Origin of the sequence: Cohnella thermotolerans DSM 17683 (assembly GCF_000429825.1) — a bacterium.
In the GTDB taxonomy this organism is placed as follows: Bacteria; Bacillota; Bacilli; order Paenibacillales; family Paenibacillaceae; genus Cohnella; species Cohnella thermotolerans.
The window spans coordinates 1-16,661 of sequence record NZ_AUCP01000089.1; the positions used below are offsets into that span (position 1 = coordinate 1).

Annotated in this window: 17 protein-coding genes, 15 tRNA genes and 2 rRNA genes; 3 read left to right on the top strand and 31 right to left on the bottom strand. The window is 53.0% G+C overall.

Features of this window, described 5'->3' with window-relative positions:
* Nucleotides 1-159: 159 nt before the first annotated feature.
* Together G485_RS0115515 and G485_RS0115520 are read right to left on the bottom strand one after the other, a co-directional pair.
* Nucleotides 160-1,077: an aldo/keto reductase gene (locus tag G485_RS0115515; protein ID WP_027093309.1), complete on the bottom strand. Its 918-nt coding sequence runs from the start codon at nt 1,075-1,077 to the stop codon at nt 160-162.
* A gap of 36 nt (nt 1,078-1,113) precedes the next feature.
* Nucleotides 1,114-2,277, bottom strand: coding sequence for an iron-containing alcohol dehydrogenase (locus G485_RS0115520; RefSeq protein ID WP_027093310.1), 1,164 nt, complete (start codon nt 2,275-2,277; stop codon nt 1,114-1,116).
* A gap of 211 nt (nt 2,278-2,488) precedes the next feature.
* Between G485_RS0115520 and G485_RS0115525 the strand changes: the two genes are divergently transcribed.
* The gene (locus G485_RS0115525; protein WP_051318329.1) at nt 2,489-2,791 is read left to right on the top strand and encodes a winged helix-turn-helix transcriptional regulator; all 303 of its coding nucleotides are present in this window, start codon (nt 2,489-2,491) and stop codon (nt 2,789-2,791) included.
* 35 nt (nt 2,792-2,826) lie between these two features.
* Here the strand turns inward: G485_RS0115525 and G485_RS28520 are convergent, their stop codons facing one another.
* The 5 genes from G485_RS28520 to G485_RS0115550 all read right to left on the bottom strand — a co-directional run bounded on the left by G485_RS28520 (nt 2,827) and on the right by G485_RS0115550 (nt 7,166).
* Nucleotides 2,827-3,318, bottom strand: a complete 492-nt coding sequence (locus G485_RS28520) for a patatin-like phospholipase family protein (protein ID WP_051318330.1) — start codon at nt 3,316-3,318, stop codon at nt 2,827-2,829.
* Entirely contained in the window at nt 3,267-3,563 is a 297-nt protein-coding gene (locus G485_RS31355) for a patatin-like phospholipase family protein (RefSeq protein ID WP_338027757.1), read from the bottom strand. Before G485_RS31355 ends, G485_RS28520 begins: the two co-directional genes overlap by 52 nt.
* 192 nt (nt 3,564-3,755) lie before the next feature.
* Entirely contained in the window at nt 3,756-4,706 is a 951-nt protein-coding gene (locus G485_RS0115535; RefSeq protein ID WP_027093312.1) for a carbon-nitrogen hydrolase family protein, read from the bottom strand.
* A 123-nt stretch (nt 4,707-4,829) separates the two neighbouring features.
* Nucleotides 4,830-6,524 (bottom strand): NADPH-dependent assimilatory sulfite reductase hemoprotein subunit, encoded by a 1,695-nt coding sequence (locus G485_RS0115540; RefSeq protein WP_035156575.1) that lies wholly within the window; start codon nt 6,522-6,524, stop codon nt 4,830-4,832.
* Nucleotides 6,525-6,701: 177 nt separating this feature from the next.
* The gene (locus tag G485_RS0115550; RefSeq protein WP_027093314.1) at nt 6,702-7,166 is read right to left on the bottom strand and encodes a GlcG/HbpS family heme-binding protein; all 465 of its coding nucleotides are present in this window, start codon (nt 7,164-7,166) and stop codon (nt 6,702-6,704) included.
* A gap of 217 nt (nt 7,167-7,383) precedes the next feature.
* Between G485_RS0115550 and G485_RS0115555 the strand changes: the two genes are divergently transcribed.
* On the top strand, nt 7,384-8,187 hold the full coding sequence (locus tag G485_RS0115555) for an IclR family transcriptional regulator (RefSeq protein WP_027093315.1): 804 nt from the start codon (nt 7,384-7,386) through the stop codon (nt 8,185-8,187).
* 31 nt (nt 8,188-8,218) lie between these two features.
* Here G485_RS0115555 and G485_RS0115560 read toward each other — a convergent pair whose 3' ends face one another.
* From G485_RS0115560 to G485_RS0115590, 7 genes are all read right to left on the bottom strand, one after another.
* Nucleotides 8,219-9,448, bottom strand: a complete 1,230-nt coding sequence (locus tag G485_RS0115560; RefSeq protein ID WP_027093316.1) for a Zn-dependent hydrolase — start codon at nt 9,446-9,448, stop codon at nt 8,219-8,221.
* The gene (locus G485_RS0115565; protein ID WP_035156578.1) at nt 9,438-10,001 is read right to left on the bottom strand and encodes an L-2-amino-thiazoline-4-carboxylic acid hydrolase; all 564 of its coding nucleotides are present in this window, start codon (nt 9,999-10,001) and stop codon (nt 9,438-9,440) included. Before G485_RS0115565 ends, G485_RS0115560 begins: the two co-directional genes overlap by 11 nt.
* A gap of 31 nt (nt 10,002-10,032) precedes the next feature.
* The gene (locus G485_RS0115570; protein WP_035156583.1) at nt 10,033-10,740 is read right to left on the bottom strand and encodes an ABC transporter ATP-binding protein; all 708 of its coding nucleotides are present in this window, start codon (nt 10,738-10,740) and stop codon (nt 10,033-10,035) included.
* 23 nt (nt 10,741-10,763) lie between these two features.
* Entirely contained in the window at nt 10,764-11,543 is a 780-nt protein-coding gene (locus tag G485_RS0115575) for an ABC transporter ATP-binding protein (RefSeq protein WP_027093319.1), read from the bottom strand.
* Entirely contained in the window at nt 11,543-12,502 is a 960-nt protein-coding gene (locus tag G485_RS0115580) for a branched-chain amino acid ABC transporter permease (protein WP_027093320.1), read from the bottom strand. The genes G485_RS0115575 and G485_RS0115580 overlap by 1 nt, the downstream gene beginning before the upstream one ends.
* A 9-nt stretch (nt 12,503-12,511) precedes the next feature.
* Nucleotides 12,512-13,384 (bottom strand): branched-chain amino acid ABC transporter permease, encoded by an 873-nt coding sequence (locus G485_RS0115585; protein WP_027093321.1) that lies wholly within the window; start codon nt 13,382-13,384, stop codon nt 12,512-12,514.
* 61 nt (nt 13,385-13,445) lie between these two features.
* Nucleotides 13,446-14,573 carry an ABC transporter substrate-binding protein gene (locus G485_RS0115590; protein WP_027093322.1) on the bottom strand — a complete coding sequence of 376 codons (1,128 nt, stop codon included), beginning with the start codon at nt 14,571-14,573 and terminating at the stop codon, nt 13,446-13,448.
* Between the two features lie 127 nt (nt 14,574-14,700).
* Here G485_RS0115590 and G485_RS29995 point away from each other — a divergent pair, with 127 nt between their 5' ends.
* Complete coding sequence (locus G485_RS29995) at nt 14,701-14,886, top strand: hypothetical protein (protein WP_156922388.1); 186 nt, start codon at nt 14,701-14,703, stop codon at nt 14,884-14,886.
* Between the two features lie 17 nt (nt 14,887-14,903).
* Here the strand turns inward: G485_RS29995 and G485_RS0115600 are convergent.
* From G485_RS0115600 to G485_RS0115680, 17 genes are all read right to left on the bottom strand, one after another.
* Nucleotides 14,904-14,989 (bottom strand) — tRNA-Leu (locus G485_RS0115600).
* 5 nt (nt 14,990-14,994) lie between these two features.
* Nucleotides 14,995-15,071 (bottom strand) — tRNA-Arg (locus tag G485_RS0115605).
* Between the two features lie 13 nt (nt 15,072-15,084).
* Nucleotides 15,085-15,158, bottom strand: a tRNA-Cys gene (locus G485_RS0115610).
* A 10-nt stretch (nt 15,159-15,168) separates the two neighbouring features.
* Nucleotides 15,169-15,243 (bottom strand) — tRNA-Gly (locus tag G485_RS0115615).
* A 7-nt stretch (nt 15,244-15,250) separates the two neighbouring features.
* Nucleotides 15,251-15,325: transfer RNA gene (locus G485_RS0115620), tRNA-Gln, on the bottom strand.
* Between the two features lie 16 nt (nt 15,326-15,341).
* Nucleotides 15,342-15,417 (bottom strand) — tRNA-His (locus G485_RS0115625).
* Between the two features lie 13 nt (nt 15,418-15,430).
* A tRNA-Trp gene (locus G485_RS0115630) sits at nt 15,431-15,504 on the bottom strand.
* 12 nt (nt 15,505-15,516) lie between these two features.
* Nucleotides 15,517-15,600 (bottom strand) — tRNA-Tyr (locus G485_RS0115635).
* 15 nt (nt 15,601-15,615) lie between these two features.
* Nucleotides 15,616-15,691: transfer RNA gene (locus tag G485_RS0115640), tRNA-Thr, on the bottom strand.
* 21 nt (nt 15,692-15,712) lie between these two features.
* Nucleotides 15,713-15,788 (bottom strand) — tRNA-Phe (locus G485_RS0115645).
* Nucleotides 15,789-15,805: 17 nt separating this feature from the next.
* A tRNA-Asp gene (locus G485_RS0115650) sits at nt 15,806-15,882 on the bottom strand.
* Nucleotides 15,883-15,920: 38 nt separating this feature from the next.
* Nucleotides 15,921-15,997, bottom strand: a tRNA-Met gene (locus tag G485_RS0115655).
* A 114-nt stretch (nt 15,998-16,111) separates the two neighbouring features.
* Nucleotides 16,112-16,186, bottom strand: a tRNA-Glu gene (locus G485_RS0115660).
* A 4-nt stretch (nt 16,187-16,190) separates the two neighbouring features.
* A tRNA-Ser gene (locus G485_RS0115665) sits at nt 16,191-16,283 on the bottom strand.
* A gap of 4 nt (nt 16,284-16,287) precedes the next feature.
* Nucleotides 16,288-16,363: transfer RNA gene (locus G485_RS0115670), tRNA-Asn, on the bottom strand.
* Between the two features lie 21 nt (nt 16,364-16,384).
* Nucleotides 16,385-16,501 (bottom strand): 5S ribosomal RNA (rrf, locus tag G485_RS0115675).
* Nucleotides 16,502-16,564: 63 nt separating this feature from the next.
* Nucleotides 16,565-16,661, bottom strand: a 23S ribosomal RNA gene (locus G485_RS0115680); the annotation flags it as partial.

A 16,661-nucleotide genomic window follows, 5' to 3' on the forward strand; every position in this document is an offset into this window, starting at 1 on the left:
ATGTTCGTCTCCATATCCTAACCTTACCAAAAACAGAAATCAGGCGGAAGACCTGCTCCCACCCCAAAATTTATAAATTCTATAATGTTAAAAAAAGCCGGCGCCGGTTCGGCACCGACGCCAGCTTAATCTTGGACATTTCTTTCCACAGTCGAATCTTTAGGGAAGCACATTCCCCGCAGCGCGGAAAATCTCGTACCACTCTTCGCGAGTGAGGCGAATGTCGGCCGCCTTGACGCAGTCCTTGAGGCGGTCGATATTCATGGTGCCGATGACCGGCTGCATGTTCGCCGGATGGCGGAGAAGCCAAGCGATGGCGATCGTAGTGTTGCTTACGCCATATTTCGCTGCAATCTCGTTGATTTTGGCATTGAGCTCGGGGAACTTGTCGTTGTCCAGGAAGACGCCCTCGAAGAAGCCGTATTGGAAAGGCGACCAAGGCTGAATCGTAATGTCGTGCAGCCGGCAAAAATCGAGCACGCTTCCGTCGCGGTTGACCGCGGAATCGTTCTCCATGTTGACGTTGAAGCCCTGGGAGATCATCGTGCTGTTCGTAATGCTGAGCTGCAGCTGGTTGGCGACGATCGGCTGTTTAACGGCTTTCTTCAGCAGTTGAATCTGCATCGGATTTTGGTTGGACACGCCGAAGTGACGCACCTTGCCGGATCGCTCCAGCTGATCGAACGCCTCGGCCACTTCCTCCGGCTCTACGAGCGTATCGGGACGGTGCAGCAGCAGCACGTCCAGGTAATCCGTGCGCAGCCGCTTCAGAATGCCGTCCACCGACGCCAGAATATGCTCCTTGGAGAAGTCGAACCGCCCCGGACGAATGCCGCATTTGGACTGCAGAATGATGCCTTCGCGGACGCTTGGGCTCATGCCGATGGCGTCGGCGAAAATTTCCTCGCATTTGCCTGCGCCGTAAATATCCGCGTGATCGAAGAAGTTGGCACCCAGTTCCAAAGACGTCCGAACAAAACGCTCGGCTTCCTGCTTGTCCAGGGAGTTGATGCGCATACAGCCGACCGCGACGACGGGCACCTCCAACGAGCTGGTGCCAAGTTTGATTTTTCTCATGGGAATGACCTCCGCTATGGATGGATAGAAGGATCGTTATAAAGAAGCCCTGTAGATTTGGACGATGTCCTCTTTGGTCAATTTTTTGAATACGCCGAGCTTTCCTTTGGACATGGCCTTTTGGGCCATCAGCTCGATGTTCTCCTCGCCGATTCCATAATCGGCCAGTCTGGAAGGGGCACCGAGGGAGCTCCAGAAAGCCCGCAGAGCGTCGATGCCCGCCAATGCGATCTCTTTATCGGTTTTCCCCGCCGGGTCCACATCGAACACTCTCAAGGCAAACTGCTTGAATCGGCCGATATTTTCGTCCATGACGTGCTTCATCCAGTTCGGGAACAAAATCGCCAGACCGCCGCCATGGGGAATGTCGTATACGGCGGAAACGGCATGTTCGATTTCATGGGTCGACCACTCCCCTTGCGTTCCCATTCCAAGCGATTTGTTCAAAGCGATGGTGCCGCAATATAAAATCGTCTCGCGGTATTCATAATTTTCAAGATCCTCGATCAACTTGGGCGCCGTCTCCATAACGGTCTTCAGCAAAGACTCGCAGAACCGGTCCTGAAGAGGCGTATTGGGCACATGGTGAAAATACTGCTCAAAAATGTGGGACATCATATCCACAATGCCGTAAACCGTCTGGTCCTTCGGCACCGTAAACGTATACACCGGGTCGAGAATGGAAAATGCGGGATACGATAACGGGCTGCTCCAACCGAGCTTCTCCTTCGTGTCCCAATTCGTGATGACGGAGTTATTATTCATTTCGGAGCCTGTCGCCGCCAATGTCAACACAGCTCCGAACGGCGCGGCTTCCTTGGCCTGAGCGGCTCCCGAAATGATGTCCCAGACGTTTCCTTCGTATTTAAGTCCGACAGCGATCGCTTTTACACAGTCGAGTACGCTGCCGCCGCCCACGGCCAGAATAAAATCCACTTCGTTTTTCCGGCCAAGCTCAATCCCTTTCTGAACGGTGGAGAGACGCGGATTCGGTTCCACCCCGCTCAGCTCGGTCACTTCCACGCCCAAATCCCGAAGAATCGAATGGACCTCGTCATACAGGCCGTTTCGTTTGATGCTTCCCCCTCCGTAAACAAGCAGCAGCTTCTTGCCGTAAGGAGCCAGTTCGTTTTTGAGCTGCTCCAATTGTCCTTTGCCGAATATTAATTTAACCGGATTTTGATAGCTGAATTTCTGCAAGCCTGAAGCCTCCTTGCCTCAAAAGTTACGAATCGCTTCTCGCAGCTTCTTCGCCCGAGCCTATCCGAAGCCGGATCCGGATCCGTCCCAAGCGTCAAAACTGCCTGTTGTTATTCTATAAATATTGATATAGTATTTAAAGTAGTGATTTATATATGATATAGTTAATTTTTTTAACTAACTAATCTTTTCGCAAGAAAGGATGCGTCCGATGGAAGAAATTCCATGCACCATTGAGAAAGCGCTGAACATCATCGGGAACAAATGGTCTTTCCTTGTTTTAAAAGAATTATACGACGGAAAGAAGCGGTTCAACGAGCTCAAAAGATCCATTCATGAGATAAGTCCGAACGCGCTCACCGTTACTTTAAGGCACCTGGAGAAAAACGCCATTGTGGAGCGCACCGTTTTTCCGACCGTCCCCGTTACCGTGGAATACGAGCTGACACCGAAAGGCCAGGCTTTTCACAGCGTCCTCAAAGAGATGAAAAAATGGGGAGCGGAATGGGCATAAACTTTTATTTATCGGTGCATCGATAAGGGGCTCTGCTATGCCTCCCCCGGTAAGGGCTTGACGAGAACATTGTTATCGTTTAGGCCCTTTTTACAGCAGCAACTCCTTTGGCAAGTCGATCGGCGAATGGCCCCCTCCCCTTTAGTTAGATTTGTTCCGCCGGGGCGAATCACAAGGTCGGCCAGTTTCAAGCTGCTGTGCTTTCTCTCCGCCGTCATCAGGCTGTACGAACGGTATACCACTTCAATCATGTTGCGCGGCGGTTTTTTCTCGTGTTCTCTAGCCACATCAACCGCGATGACCTGTCCGCCATAATTCTTTTTCATTTCTTCAACGGGCAGATTGTTCAACACGCCTCCATCCACCAACATTTGATTGTTGTGCATTAGCGGCGCGAATACACCGGGAAAAGCGGTCGTCGCCCTCAGCGCGGTAACCAAATCGCCCCGATCCAGCACAACCTGCTTCCCCTCCATCAAGTCAACGGCGATCGCTTTAAAGGAGATCGGAAAATGCTCGATGCGCAACGCTTCTTTTCCGTGCCGTTGAAGCAGTTCGAGAACCGGTATTTCGGCGTACTCAGCAAGAGATCCTCAATCTCATGCGCCGATATCCCTGCCGCGTAAAGACCGCCGATCGCTCCCCCCATGCTGGTGCCGACGACGCAATCAATGGGAATACAATGCGTCTCAAAAACCTTTAACAGCCCAAATGGGCAAGCCCTCTGACCGCTCCGCCTCCCAATACGAGTCCTACGTTCCGCATTCGTTATTTATCCCTCCTCAGAGATCGGTCATCTCCGCAAAATACCCAAAAACGAGCGGAAATGGCGCCTGGATTAGACCAACACCTCATGAACCAGATCGGAAAGCATTACCTGCTCTTTGCTGGACAGATTGTGAATCATCAAATTGGCATTTCGCCAATTGAGTTTTTGGTTTTTTGCGCTTTGGAGTTTACAGGGTCAGCTCCACTTTCGGACGATTTCCTGCTTTTTATCGTTTACGATTAATTGGAAGACGTCCGGTCGGCTATAATGGCCGACGACGTCAAAATCAAATCGGCTTTGCGTAATTTCGTCAAGTTCCAATGTCGCGATCAGAATCCCTTCTTCGTGATATAGCGGCTCGACGACATACTCGCCAAGCGGTCCGACAATGGCGCTGCCGCCCCGGCTCAAAATGTCGTCATCGTCCTGAATGTCCGCATAATAAGCCAGATCGGCGGGATAGGTCGCCTTGGTGGCAAACTGATTGCAGGAAAGGACATAGCAGCGGCCTTCGCAAGCGATATGACGGATCGTGGCCTGCCACGTATCGCGGGCATCCGCCGTAGGCGCAATATAGATGTCGATGCCTTGCGCATACATGGCCGTCCGGGCCAAGGGCATGTAATTTTCCCAGCAAATCAACCCGCCAATTCTGCCGAACGGCGTATCGATGACGGTTAACGTGCTGCCGTCCCCCTGCCCCCACAGAAGACGCTCGGAGCCGGTAGGTACCAGCTTGCGGTGTTTGCCCAGAAAAGTTCCGTCCGGTCCGATATAGATCATCGAATTGAACAAAGTGCCCGTGCTGAACTCCTGATCCCGCTCTACCACGCCAATAACCAAATAAACCTCCAGCTCTTTTGCCAGTTCGCCCAACATCTCGGTTTCGGGTCCCGGAACTTGGATCGAGCTTTCCCAGTAGCGCTGCCAATCCTTTCTCCCTTCGATTGTACGACTGCCGACACGTGCGCCGAAACTGAGTCCTCGCGGATAACCGGGCAGGAATACTTCGGGGAACACGATCAGACGCGCGCCTTGACCGGCGGCCTCTCTTGTCATGCTTGCGATTTTATCCAAAGCGGAATGTTTATCAAATAAGACGGGCGCGGACTGTACAACGGCAACCCGAACTTGACGGTTTTTCATCTCATCATCCCTCTCTTCGTCGACACATTGTGGTAGTAGCGGGCGAACCGCCACGCTCAATAATTGCACGGCTCCCGTATTTTGCGGGAGCCGGCAATGGCGATCCGCTTCCCTGCCAATCCTTTAGCTACGGTATCCACCCGCTCCTGTCCGCCGCCAATACGTCCCGAAATCTTCGCCGGATTCCCGATCCCGAACGAAAGACTCCAGCACCGGACGAACCGCAGACACCAATTGCTCGAACGGCACCGTCTCCCGGAACCGCTCGTTTAAAGCCGTGCCGAGAGCGCTGCCTCCCAAGAAGATGTCATATTTCCCCGGCGCGCGTCCGATAAAAGCGATATTGGCGTTATATGGGCGCGCGCAACCGTTCGAACAGCCGGTCATCCGAATGGTGATGTCCTCATCGGAAAGTCCCAGCTCGTCAAACAATTGCTCGAATTGCGGCATCAGCTCCGGCAGCGCCCGCTCCGATTCGGCCAGCGCAAGTCCGCAAGTAGGCAGCGATACGCAAGCCATCGTATTTTGCCGTACCTTGGACAACTCCTCCGGCAGCGGCACGCCGGAGGCGCGCAGCAGTTCTTCGATGGCGGGCCGCTGCTCGTCCGCCAGACCGCTCAGAATGACATTTTGCTGCGAAGTAAAGCGCACGGTCGGCCGGAACGTCCGCATGATATCGCGGAGCGCCGATTTCAGCCGCATCGTCTCCGTATCTTTGATGCGGCCGTACGGAACAAACAACCCCAAATAGCTCACGCCGTCGCGTTCCCGATGCCAACCGAGATGATCGTTCCCGTTCGCCCACTCCAGCTGCCTCGGCGGTTCCAGCTTCCGTCCAAGCCGCGACTCGACTTCTTCCCGGAACCAGGCCAGCCCCCGCTTGTCGATCAAATATTTCATGCGGGCAAAACGACGGTTCGAACGGTCGCCGAAATCTCGTTCAATCGTGACGATCGCCACGCAAACGTCCAGAATCGTCCCGACCGCCTTGTCCCGGGCGACATAGCAGAGGGGGCTGGCCAGCCGCGGATAGGTGTCCTGATCCAGCGCCAGCCGTCCCATGCCGCCGCCGACCAGCACCGTATATCCCTCGATATGGCCGTCCCGGATATGCGCCACCAAGCCTATATCGTTGTCGTACACGTCCAGGCAGTTGTCCCCTTCCGGCACGATCGCCACCTTGAACTTGCGCGGAAGGTACGCTTCCCCGTACAGCGGCTCTTCCGTTTCTCCTTCCGCCAATTGAACGGGTTCGCCGTCCACCCAGATTTCATGATACGCATTGGTCTTCGCACTGAGCCGGTCCGCAAGCGCCAGCACATCGTGACGCATCTCCTCGCGAAACGGCTCGTCTCCCGGTTCCGCGCAGCAGATCGTATTGCGGCCGGAATCGCCGCATGCCCCAAGCGTCGTCACCAGCGCTTCGTTCAGCGTCTTGATCGTCGTCTTCAGATCACCCTTCAGAATACCGTGAAGCTGCAAGGTTTGGCGGGTGGTGATGCGCATGTTTTTGTAATCCGTATACTCGTCCGCCAGCCGGTCAAAAACGAGGTATTGCTCCGGAGACAGCACGCCGCCCGGAATGCGGGCGCGGATCATCATGCTGTAATGCCGCTCTTTCCCCTCTTTCTTAAGCTGCGCCCGCAAATCCCGGTCATCCTGCTGATAGACGCCGTGGAATTTGAGCACTTGAACATTGTCCTCGGAAAACTTCGGTTCTCCGTCCTGCAACGCTTCCTTAATCGTGCCCCGCAGGTGACGGCTCTGCCGCTTGATGATCTCGATCTTGGATACTTTTTCATCATTTGTGGTTGACATAAACCGAACTCACTCCCCGTTGAATTCCGACTTGACCACTATGATAAAAGAAATCGCGTCAAAAATAACCATCCAATGCCGGATCATTTGCGCCCATCCATTTAGAAACGAGAAGAAGGCTGGCAGAAACGCATGCCGGCCTTCTTCGAATGCCTCCATCACCCCTTATGGAATGGATTAACTGTAACTTCGTGATAAACCGATTCGTGCGTCGATGTTGGAAGTCCCTTTATTCATCTTCTCAAACAATTGCACCGCCGCGTTGGCAATTTCGATGTCTTGCGCGCTGCTCCCCCCGCTTACCCCAATCCCGCCGACGATATGTCCCTCGCTAATGAGAGGAATCCCCCCTCCCAGAATGACGACTTTACCGAAGTTGGTCGTATTCACGCCAAACGACGGACCGCCCGGAAGCGCTGATTGTGCCAAATTTGCTGTTGGCATTTGCATGCTGACACTCGTCCACGCTTTATTCTTGGAAATTTCAATTCCTGCGATGCGAGCATTCTCCATTCGGGCAAAAGCAATCAGATTCGCTCCTTCGTCAACAATGGCAATATTGCTGAAAAGCCCCATCTGGCGGGATTTTTGTTCGGCAACCGCAATTAATTGCTTGGCTGTCTCCAAAGTAAGCTTCTTCACCGATTTCTCACTCCCTTCCTGCTGCTACAGGATATGGCGACGGTACAGAAGCCGTGAAAGTCGCAGAAGCAGATGGAATTTGCTTTCCTGTCATCAGCTTGAGCGGATAACGATTTGGATAAAGCATTTTATAATAACAAATCCCTATTGACATTATCATAATTAAACTTAACTATAGTATTATAGCCATTTTACGTGTTACGGGAGGCACCAAGTTGTGAGCGAAAAAAAACCTCGCCTGATCCAATCGGTACAGCGGGCCCTCGATATCATCAACTGCTTCGATTCCTTGCATACTCAATTGTCGCTGACGGAAATCAGCGAGAAGCTTAACTTGAATATTAGTACGGTATACGGCCTGATCCATACGCTGAGCGCCTATTCGTACATCGATAAAAACCAGGATAACGGCAAATACAAGCTGGGTCTGGAATTTCTGCTTAAGGCGAACCTCGTCTCACAAAGTCTCGATCTGAAAGAAATCGGCCATACCTATTTAACCGATCTGACCAAAAAGTATCATGGAACCTCCCATTTATATGTGTACCAGCACGAACAAATTTTTTGCGTGGACAAAGTGGAATCGCCCAACAACTACTTCATTATCAGTTCAAGAGCGGGGCATAAGCTGCCTATGCACGCCTCCGCTTCCGGCAAAGTATTTTTGGCGCATATGTCCGAGGCCGAGCTGCAAAATTTCCTGAACCACAATAAGCTCACTTCATTGACGGATAAAACAATCACGGACAAAAAGAAGCTTCTGAGCAATCTGCAGCAGATTCGGGAACAGGGCTACGGAATCGAGGATGAAGAAATCGAAACGGGCGCCTACAGCATGGCAGCTCCCATCAAGGATGCCGCGCATCGAATCGTCGGCACGATCAGCATTGTCGGTTCTCTGGCACGAATCAAGGAGCAAGAAGATGACATTCGAACCGATCTGCTTGCGGCAGCGGCTTCGATATCCGCTCAATTCGGTTATCAGCTGCAATCCGCGTCCAAAAAAGAACCTCGCTCTTAACTCTTGAGGCGAGGTTCTTTTTTTGCGAAGTTTATTGCGCCAGCTGGAGCAAAGTATGGTACAGCACCTGGGCCCCGAGCCCGCAGTCCGCTTCGGAGCTCCATTCCTCCGGATGATGGCTGATTCCGTCACGGGAGCGTACGAAGATCATCCCCAGAGGCCATTTCTCGCTAAACTGCATCCCGTCATGGCCTGCACCGCTTGCAAGCTCGGGCAGGTCCGACAGCCCGGCGAGCTGCCCTGCGACCGCAATGGCTTCCTTCACTTCCGGGGAGCTTGGCGCCGGAGCGACTCTTTGCAGCAGCTCGATCGCAAGCTCCGTGCGATGCTTCCTGCACACCTTGCTTGCATAATTCCTTATCCGGGCTTCCAGCACATCTCTGTCCGACTCCTCAATATCCCGCAAATCAAGTGAAAACTGAACCTGACTCGGGATCACATTGATTCCGCCGGGAAGCATCCGGAACTTGCCGACCGTGGCCACGGCGTTCGGAAATTTCCGGGTCTCTGTATAAATGTAGTTCAACATCTCGGCGGCGGCCTGCATCGGATCCTTTCTTATGTTCATCGGGGTTGCCCCGGCATGCCCCGCCTGACCCGTAATCGTGATTTGCTGCCACAGCGGTCCGGCAATCCCGGTAACAAGGCCGACAGGCTGATCCCGATGTTCCAGCACCTTGCCCTGCTCAATATGAAGCTCCACATACGCCTTGACTTGCTCCGGCGCTTTGGCCGCCTCGTGCAGCCGCTCAGGCTGCAAGCCCGCCGATCTCATCGCCTCGGCAATCGAAATCCGGTCCGCATCCTTGTGCTCCAGATCTTCCGGCCGCAAAGTTCCGGCCATCGCCCGGCTTCCCAGCATACCGAACCCGAACCGCGAGCCTTCCTCGTCGGTAAAGGCGACTACCTCTATGGGATGAACAGTGGCCATCCCTTGCTCTTCCATCGCTTGCACAGCCTCAATCGCCGCGACCACGCCCAAGGCTCCGTCGAATTTGCCGCCGTCAGGCACCGTATCAATATGAGAGCCCGTAAGGACGACGGGAGCCCGGGAATCCGTTCCCTCCCGGCGGCCGATCAGATTGCCGGCCGCATCCTCTCGCACCGCTAGCCCCGCTTCCTTCATATAGCGTGCCACCAAATCCTTGGCCCGACGTTCTTCTTGCGTGAAGGAGAAGCGGGTCACTCCCCCGCTCTCCCCAATGCCGATCTCACCCAATTCCATCAGCCGATCCCAGAGGCGTCCGGCGTTAATCGTCATGGCCCTCGCCTCCGGCTTGTTCCTTGTCCGCACCGTTTCCGTTGCCGGAGCTATTCATTTTAAACCTGAAATGGCAGTACCCGTCTTTAAGCAAATATTTATCGTGCTCCACTTCAAAATCAGCATTGTACCCTCTGGCAATCGCCGGATCGATCATTTGACAATACAAAATGCCGTATTCCTCCATACCGTCCTTCTTCCATTGATCACCGAAGGCGCACCGGGTGAAATTTTGCTCGATTTCAAGCGGATGGTATTCCGTAACGTATTCAAACAGATCGCTGCGTCCCATATCGTAATTCGGCAAATAACTGCGGATATCGTTCGGCTGTCCCGCGGCCGCCGCCCGGCGGGCAATATCCCGGCCCCGTTCCTCGCCAAACGTGCGCACCCCTTCACGAATCGCGTCCTTCCCCGCTTCTCCAAAACGATCTACAACCGCTTTGGATAAATGGGCAAATAATTTGGCCATAATCGTATACGGATCTACCGGCTCCAGGCTTTCATCATGATTTAGCTTTTGTTTCCGTTCCTTCTCCGTATGCTGTTCCATTATTTAAGCTGCCTCCCCCAATGTGTAATTACTAGTTAATGCCCAGGTAGACGGATTTCACCACATCGTTGCTCCTCAATTCCTCGGCAGTCCCCTGCACGACAATGCTGCCCGTTTCCATGACGTAGCCGCGATGGGCTGCCGCCAGCGCCATCCTGGCATTTTGCTCCACCAGAAGAACGGATACGCCGTCTTGGTTAATCTGCCGAATGGCCGCATAGATTTCCTTAACCATCAGGGGAGCCAATCCCATGGACGGCTCATCCAACAGCAGCAGCCTGGGTCTGGCCATTAATGCGCGGGCGATGGCCAGCATTTGCTGTTCGCCCCCGCTCAACGTGCCTGCAAGCTGTTTTTTCCGTTCTTCCAATCGCGGAAACAATTGATACATTTTATGAATGTCCGCCGATATTTCGGCTCTATCACGGCGAACGTAGGCTCCGAGCCGCAAATTGTCCAGCACCGTCAGATCGGGAAAAACGCCTCTGCCTTCGGGAACCTGGGAAATTCCCAGCTTCACGATACGATGCGGCTCAAGCTTCGTAATATCGCGGCCTGCGAACAGGATTCTTCCCCTCGTATCCCCGACAAGGCCCGAAATGCTGCGCAGCGTGGTGGTCTTGCCGGAGCCGTTCGTTCCAATCAGCGCAACGATTTCACCGGAATAGATGTCCAGGCTCAATTGCTTTACCGCCTGGATGACGCCATAGCTTACGTGCAGTCCGTCGATTTCAAGGATTTTCTGCTTGCTTCGGCCGTCCGTCACAGTTCCTCGGCCTCCCCGCCCAAATATGCGTTAATGACATTCGGGTCATTCTGAATTTGCCGCGGGCTGCCTTCGGCAATTTTCATGCCGTAATTCAGTACGACAATACGATCGGAAATTTCCATAACCATCCCCATGTCATGCTCGATCAAGATCATATCAATGCTGAATTGCTTGGATAGCCGTTTGATTTTTTTGACCAGCTCCGCTTTCTCCACGGCATTCATTCCGGCGGCAGGCTCATCCAGAAGCAGCACTTCGCAGCCCGTTGCCAACGCTCTGGCAATTTCCAGCAAACGTTGCTCACCGTAGGGCAAGCTGCCTGCGAGTACATCCAGCTTGTGTTCCAGGCCGACCATGGCCAGCTTCTCCACACACTCCTGTACAATCGCCTCACGCTTGCGCCGGAGATGAGCCCGCGAGTTGAACACCGCCGCAAATATCCCTTCTTTGTTACATTCGGCGTGCACCACAAGCACGTTTTCGAGCACGGTCATGTTTTTGAGCAATCTTGTATTTTGGAAAGTTCGCGCCAAGCCAAGCTCGACTCGTCGATAAGGCTTAAGCTTGTTGATTACCGTGTTCTTATAGGTGATCGTTCCGGAGGTGGGCCGATAGATCCCTGTGAGCAAATTAAAAAGGGTGGTCTTCCCCGCTCCGTTCGGGCCGATAATCGATAAAATCTCACCGCGGCGCACATCCAAGTCGACTTCGCGCAAAGCTGCCAAGCCGCCGAAATTCACCGACACCTTCTTGAGTTCGAGTACCTTATCCATTACTTGCTCTCGCCCTTCCGTACGTTTCCGTAGAAGTTACGCCTCCGGTGCTTCTCTCCCCAAAACCCGGAAGGCTTGAAGATCATCATGAGCACAATCGCCAGTCCGAGCAAAATCATGCGATAATCGCTGACGTATCTTAAAATTTCGGGAGCCGCCACCAATATAACCGCCCCAAGGATGGATCCGGGCAAACTCGCCGCTCCCCCCAAAATAACCATCGCCAAAATGTTCACGGAATCCAAATATCGAAAGGCGTCGGGACTGACGTAAGAAATGTAGCTGGCCCAAAATGCGCCTGCCGCCCCGGCAAAAAATCCCCCTACCGTAAATGCCAGCAGCTTGTATTTATTCGGCCGGATACCGATCGATTGCGCCAGCGTCTCGTCTTCGCGTATCGCCAGCAGGCTGAGTCCCACTCCGGAATGCACCAGCCTGTTGATGACAAAATAAGTGACGAGCACAAGCAGCAAGATTAAGTAATAAAACTCCAGCTTCCCGCTGAACGTAAATCCGAAGAGCGAAGGAGCGGGAATGCCGGGCAAGCCCATCGGTCCGCGCGTCACATCCACCCAGCCGACAAAAATCAGCCGGACGATTTCCCCAAAGCCCAAGGTAACGATGCCTAAATAATCTCCCTTTAACCGGATCACGGGGCTGCCCAATAGAAAGCCGGCCAATCCCGCAATAACCGCCGACGCAGGAAGCGCGATCCAGAAGGACAGATCGAAATGCAGCATTAGAAGCGCCGCGGCGTAAGCTCCGATTCCGTAAAAGGCCGCATGTCCGAGCGCAAATTGTCCCGCATAGCCGATGATCACATTGAGACTCAGCGAGAGTACGGAAAAGATACCGATCATGATAACGACATGCAGCAAGTAATCATTGACTTGCTGAAGCGCCACAGGCACGACGATGGACAGGGCAGCCACGGCAATCATAGCCGTTTTCTTTCTCATACTTTTCACCTATACCTTGTTGATATCTTTGCTGCCGAGGATGCCCGAGGGTCTGATCAGCAGTACGAGGATCAAAATAGAGAACGATATGACGCTCTTGTATTGCGTGGAAATATAAGCGCCGCCGAGCGTTTCGACCAGGCCGAGCAGCACTCCCCCCAGCATCGCTCCCGGTATGTTCCCTATCCCTCCAAGCACCGCAGCCGTAAACGCATTGATCCCTGCCATATAGCCCATCGTCGGATAGACGGCGTTGTAATAAATCCCGACCATAATCCCGGCGCAGGAGGCCAGTGCCGAGCCGATCGCAAACGCAAGACTGATCATCCGATTCGTATTAATTCCCATCAATGCGGCATTGGTCAGGCTCATCGAGGTTGCCCGCATGGCGGTTCCCGTCTTCGTTCGCGTTACGAATAGCTGCAGGGCAAGCATCAATATAAAGGACAGCACCAATATCAAAATTTGAATTTCCGAAAATGTAATGCTTCCAAGCGTATAGGTCCGGCTGCCAAAAGCGGTCGGGAAAGGATGCATTTCCGTTCCCCACAATTTCTGCGCCAGGCTGACCAGCAGCGTGGACACCCCCAAGGCGCTAATTAACGGCACGATCCGATCCGCCATCCTAAGCGGACGATAGGCCAAACGTTCAATAAGGACGCCTAATACCGCCGTTACCGCAGCCGACAGCAAAAAAGCGAGATATAAAGGAAGGTGAAATTCCTGCATAAAAAAGAGACCCAAAAAGCTGCCGATCATAAAAATATCGCCATGCGCAAAATTGACGATTTTCAATATCCCGTACACCATCGTGTAGCCCAGGGCGATCAAGGCATAAATCATGCCGACGGTCAGTCCGTTGGTTAATTGCTGAAGGAACATAACAACATCCTTTCAAAGCCAGGGAGCAGGAAATATGGCTTTCCTGCTCCGAGTACCATAATCATTTGTAAAGTTCGAATTTGCCGCCATGAACCGTCAATCGCGAAGGCACCGTCACAACGTCGCCGTTTTTATCGAAGCTGATTACCCCTGTTGCGCTCTTGTAATCTTTTAATGTCTCCAGATAGGATTTGATGCTTTCGCGATCGGCACCCTTCTCTTGGATCGCTTTGATAATTACAGAAGTTGCAACGTAAGCGTAGGCGGCATACGTATCCGGCTTGCTGTTGTATTTGGCCTGATATTCTTCATCAAACTTGGTGGCTTCAGCGTTATCGCCGCCCGGATAGAAGAAGCCGATCAGCTTAAACCCTTCCACCGACTCTTTGCCCAAGTCCAGCAACGCTTCCGAGTAAAGACTGTCCACGCCGATAAAATCAACATCGAAATTCAGCTTCTTCGCCTGCTGGGCAATCAGGGCAGCTTCATTATAGAATCCGCCGATAAAGATCGCATCCGGCTGCTTCTCCTTAATCTTCGTCAATATCGTGCTGAAGTCTTTATCGCCGGGATTGTAGGCTTCCGCGGCAACCACTTCAATGTTGTTCGCCGAAGCGGACTGCTTATAAACATTAAGAAGTCCCAGTCCGAAGTCGGATTGCTCATAAATCAAGGCGACCTTGCCGTATCCCAACTCTTTGGACCACCTTGCGAGGTAATCGGCCTGGAACGCATCCGTCGTAATGACGCGGAACGTGTACTCCCCGGCATCCGTTACGGCCGGAGCGCTTGACGACGGAGATACCTGAACGATTTTATTTTTGTTATAAATCGGAGCGGTCGCCAAAGTAGCCGAGCTGTTAAAGTGACCTACGACTGCCAAAATACTCTTGTCCGTTACGAATTTGTTGGCAACGTTCACCGCTTCATTCGAATCCCCTTTATCGTCCTGGACCACGATTTCGACCTTCTTGCCGTCAATGCCGCCCGCGTCATTAATTTGAGCCGCCGCCAGTTCGGCGCCGTTCTTAAAAGCGGTGCCGTATTGCGCCTGCGTACCGGAGATCGGAGCAGCAAGCCCGATTCGAATCGTATCGCTCCCGGCCTTCGATTCACTGTTCGAGCCGCATCCGCTCAATACCCCGGCGAGCAATCCTGTTATTGCGAGTGCAGCTAATGTCTTTTTCATTTTAATCCACCCCAATGATAAATTAATCCCATGAGTTAAGTATGTTTTAATTATAATAAATCGTTTTGAAAAAGCAACAATTATTTTTGTATAGTCATATATGTTTTGATATTATCAAAATCTGATCATGAAGCTGCGGGAAAAATGGAAGAAAGTGAAGGAGCGTCAATTCGCAGATGTGTTCAAAGTTCAGGCCGGGGACGAGATTGAAGTTGTGGCGCAAACCGTATTCGAGGTGGCTGGCGAACTACTCAACACAGAAGCGTCTTGCCCTTTACTTCAATATGCAAAAAAACCTCAGGAATCATCCTGAGGCCTAACGTTTGATTTTGGTGCCGGTGAAGGGACTTGAACCCCCACTCCCTTGCGGGAAACGGATTTTGAGTCCGTCGCGTCTGCCATTCCGCCACACCGGCAAGGGTGGCGCGCCCTAAGAGATTCGAACTCCTGACCTTTAGATTCGTAGTCTAACGCTCTATCCAGCTGAGCTAAGGGCGCATATGAAATTTAATGGAGGCGCCACCCAGATTCGAACTGGGGGTAAAGCTTTTGCAGAGCTCTGCCTTACCACTTGGCTATGGCGCCATAAAGTAGATGGAGCGGAAAACGGGATTCGAACCCGCGACCTTCTCGTTGGCAACGAGATGCTCTACCACTGAGCTATTTCCGCACGCACATGGCTGGGGATCTAGGATTCGAACCTAGGAATGACGGAGTCAAAGTCCGTTGCCTTACCGCTTGGCTAATCCCCAATATGAGGTTGTTAGATGGGGCGATCGAGGGGACTTGAACCCCCGAGTGCCGGAGCCACAATCCGGTGCGTTAACCACTTCGCCACGACCGCCATGCTATTCAATTGGCAGGGGCAGCAGGAATTGAACCCACACTAACGGTTTTGGAGACCGCTGTTCTACCTTTAAACTATGCCCCTAAGAAAGGTAAGTGGTGGAGGGTGATGGATTCGAACCACCGAACCCGAAGGAAGAGATTTACAGTCTCCCGCGTTTGGCCACTTCGCTAACCCTCCAAGGCAGCTCTCCAATGGTGCCGGCGAGAGGAATTGAACCCCCAACCTACTGATTACAAGTCAGTTGCTCTACCAATTGAGCTACACCGGCTCGTCATGCGCTTCCTACTCATGGTGGCTCGGGACGGAATCGAACCGCCGACACGAGGATTTTCAGTCCTCTGCTCTACCAACTGAGCTACCGAGCCGAGGTTAAGGTTTTGAATGGCGGAGCCGACGGGATTCGAACCCGCGGTCTCCTGCGTGACAGGCAGGCATGTTAGGCCTCTACACCACGGCTCCACATCATTCTCGGATCGTTCGTCCGAAGGTAGATCATTTGGTTGCGGGGGCAGGATTTGAACCTGCGGCCTTCGGGTTATGAGCCCGACGAGCTACCGGACTGCTCCACCCCGCGACGTTGGACTAGCTTTCCTCAGAGGCGACGTTTAATATCATACATCAAACGACCACTCTTTTGCAAGCCCTAATTTCTTGATTTCTCAAGTTTTTTTCGGATTTTGAGTGAAAGTGGTGACCCGTAGGGGATTCGAACCCCTGTTACCTCCGTGAAAGGGAGGTGTCTTAACCCCTTGACCAACGGGCCGCGCTGGCGGAGAGAGAGGGATTCGAACCCTCGAGACGCTTGTGACGCCTACACGATTTCCAATCGTGCTCCTTCGACCAAACTCGGACATCTCTCCAGAATGGCTCCCCGAACAGGACTCGAACCTGTGACAACTCGATTAACAGTCGAGTGCTCTACCGACTGAGCTATCGGGGAATAAGATGAAGTTGTGATCCGGCCCGGCAGCGTCCTACTCTCCCAGGACCCTGCGGTCCAAGTACCATCGGCGCTGGAGGGCTTAACGGTCGTGTTCGGGATGGGTACGCGTGGAACCCCTCCGCCATCACCACCGGACCGAATGTTCAAGGCCTTGCGCCTTGATAACCGGATACGAAACGAATGCGCCCTTACGTGTCTTAGGATAAGCCCTCGACCGATTAGTACTCGTCAGCTCCACGCGTTGCCGCGCTTCCACCCCGAGCCTATCTACCTGGTGTTCTTCCAGGGGTCTTAC

What these genes read in the sequence shown, in the direction of transcription:
- G485_RS0115515 (WP_027093309.1), bottom strand. Translation starts at nt 1,077, where the DNA reads ATGAGAAAAATCAAACTTGGCACCAGCTCGTTGGAGGTGCCCGTCGTC.
- G485_RS0115525 (WP_051318329.1), top strand. Translation starts at nt 2,489, where the DNA reads ATGGAAGAAATTCCATGCACCATTGAGAAAGCGCTGAACATCATCGGG.
- G485_RS0115535 (WP_027093312.1), bottom strand. Translation starts at nt 4,706, where the DNA reads ATGAAAAACCGTCAAGTTCGGGTTGCCGTTGTACAGTCCGCGCCCGTC.
- G485_RS0115540 (WP_035156575.1), bottom strand. Translation starts at nt 6,524, where the DNA reads ATGTCAACCACAAATGATGAAAAAGTATCCAAGATCGAGATCATCAAG.
- G485_RS0115560 (WP_027093316.1), bottom strand. Translation starts at nt 9,448, where the DNA reads ATGACGATTAACGCCGGACGCCTCTGGGATCGGCTGATGGAATTGGGT.
- G485_RS0115565 (WP_035156578.1), bottom strand. Translation starts at nt 10,001, where the DNA reads ATGGAACAGCATACGGAGAAGGAACGGAAACAAAAGCTAAATCATGAT.
- G485_RS0115575 (WP_027093319.1), bottom strand. Translation starts at nt 11,543, where the DNA reads ATGGATAAGGTACTCGAACTCAAGAAGGTGTCGGTGAATTTCGGCGGC.
- G485_RS0115580 (WP_027093320.1), bottom strand. Translation starts at nt 12,502, where the DNA reads ATGAGAAAGAAAACGGCTATGATTGCCGTGGCTGCCCTGTCCATCGTC.
- G485_RS0115585 (WP_027093321.1), bottom strand. Translation starts at nt 13,384, where the DNA reads ATGTTCCTTCAGCAATTAACCAACGGACTGACCGTCGGCATGATTTAT.
- G485_RS0115590 (WP_027093322.1), bottom strand. Translation starts at nt 14,573, where the DNA reads ATGAAAAAGACATTAGCTGCACTCGCAATAACAGGATTGCTCGCCGGG.
- G485_RS29995 (WP_156922388.1), top strand. Translation starts at nt 14,701, where the DNA reads ATGAAGCTGCGGGAAAAATGGAAGAAAGTGAAGGAGCGTCAATTCGCA.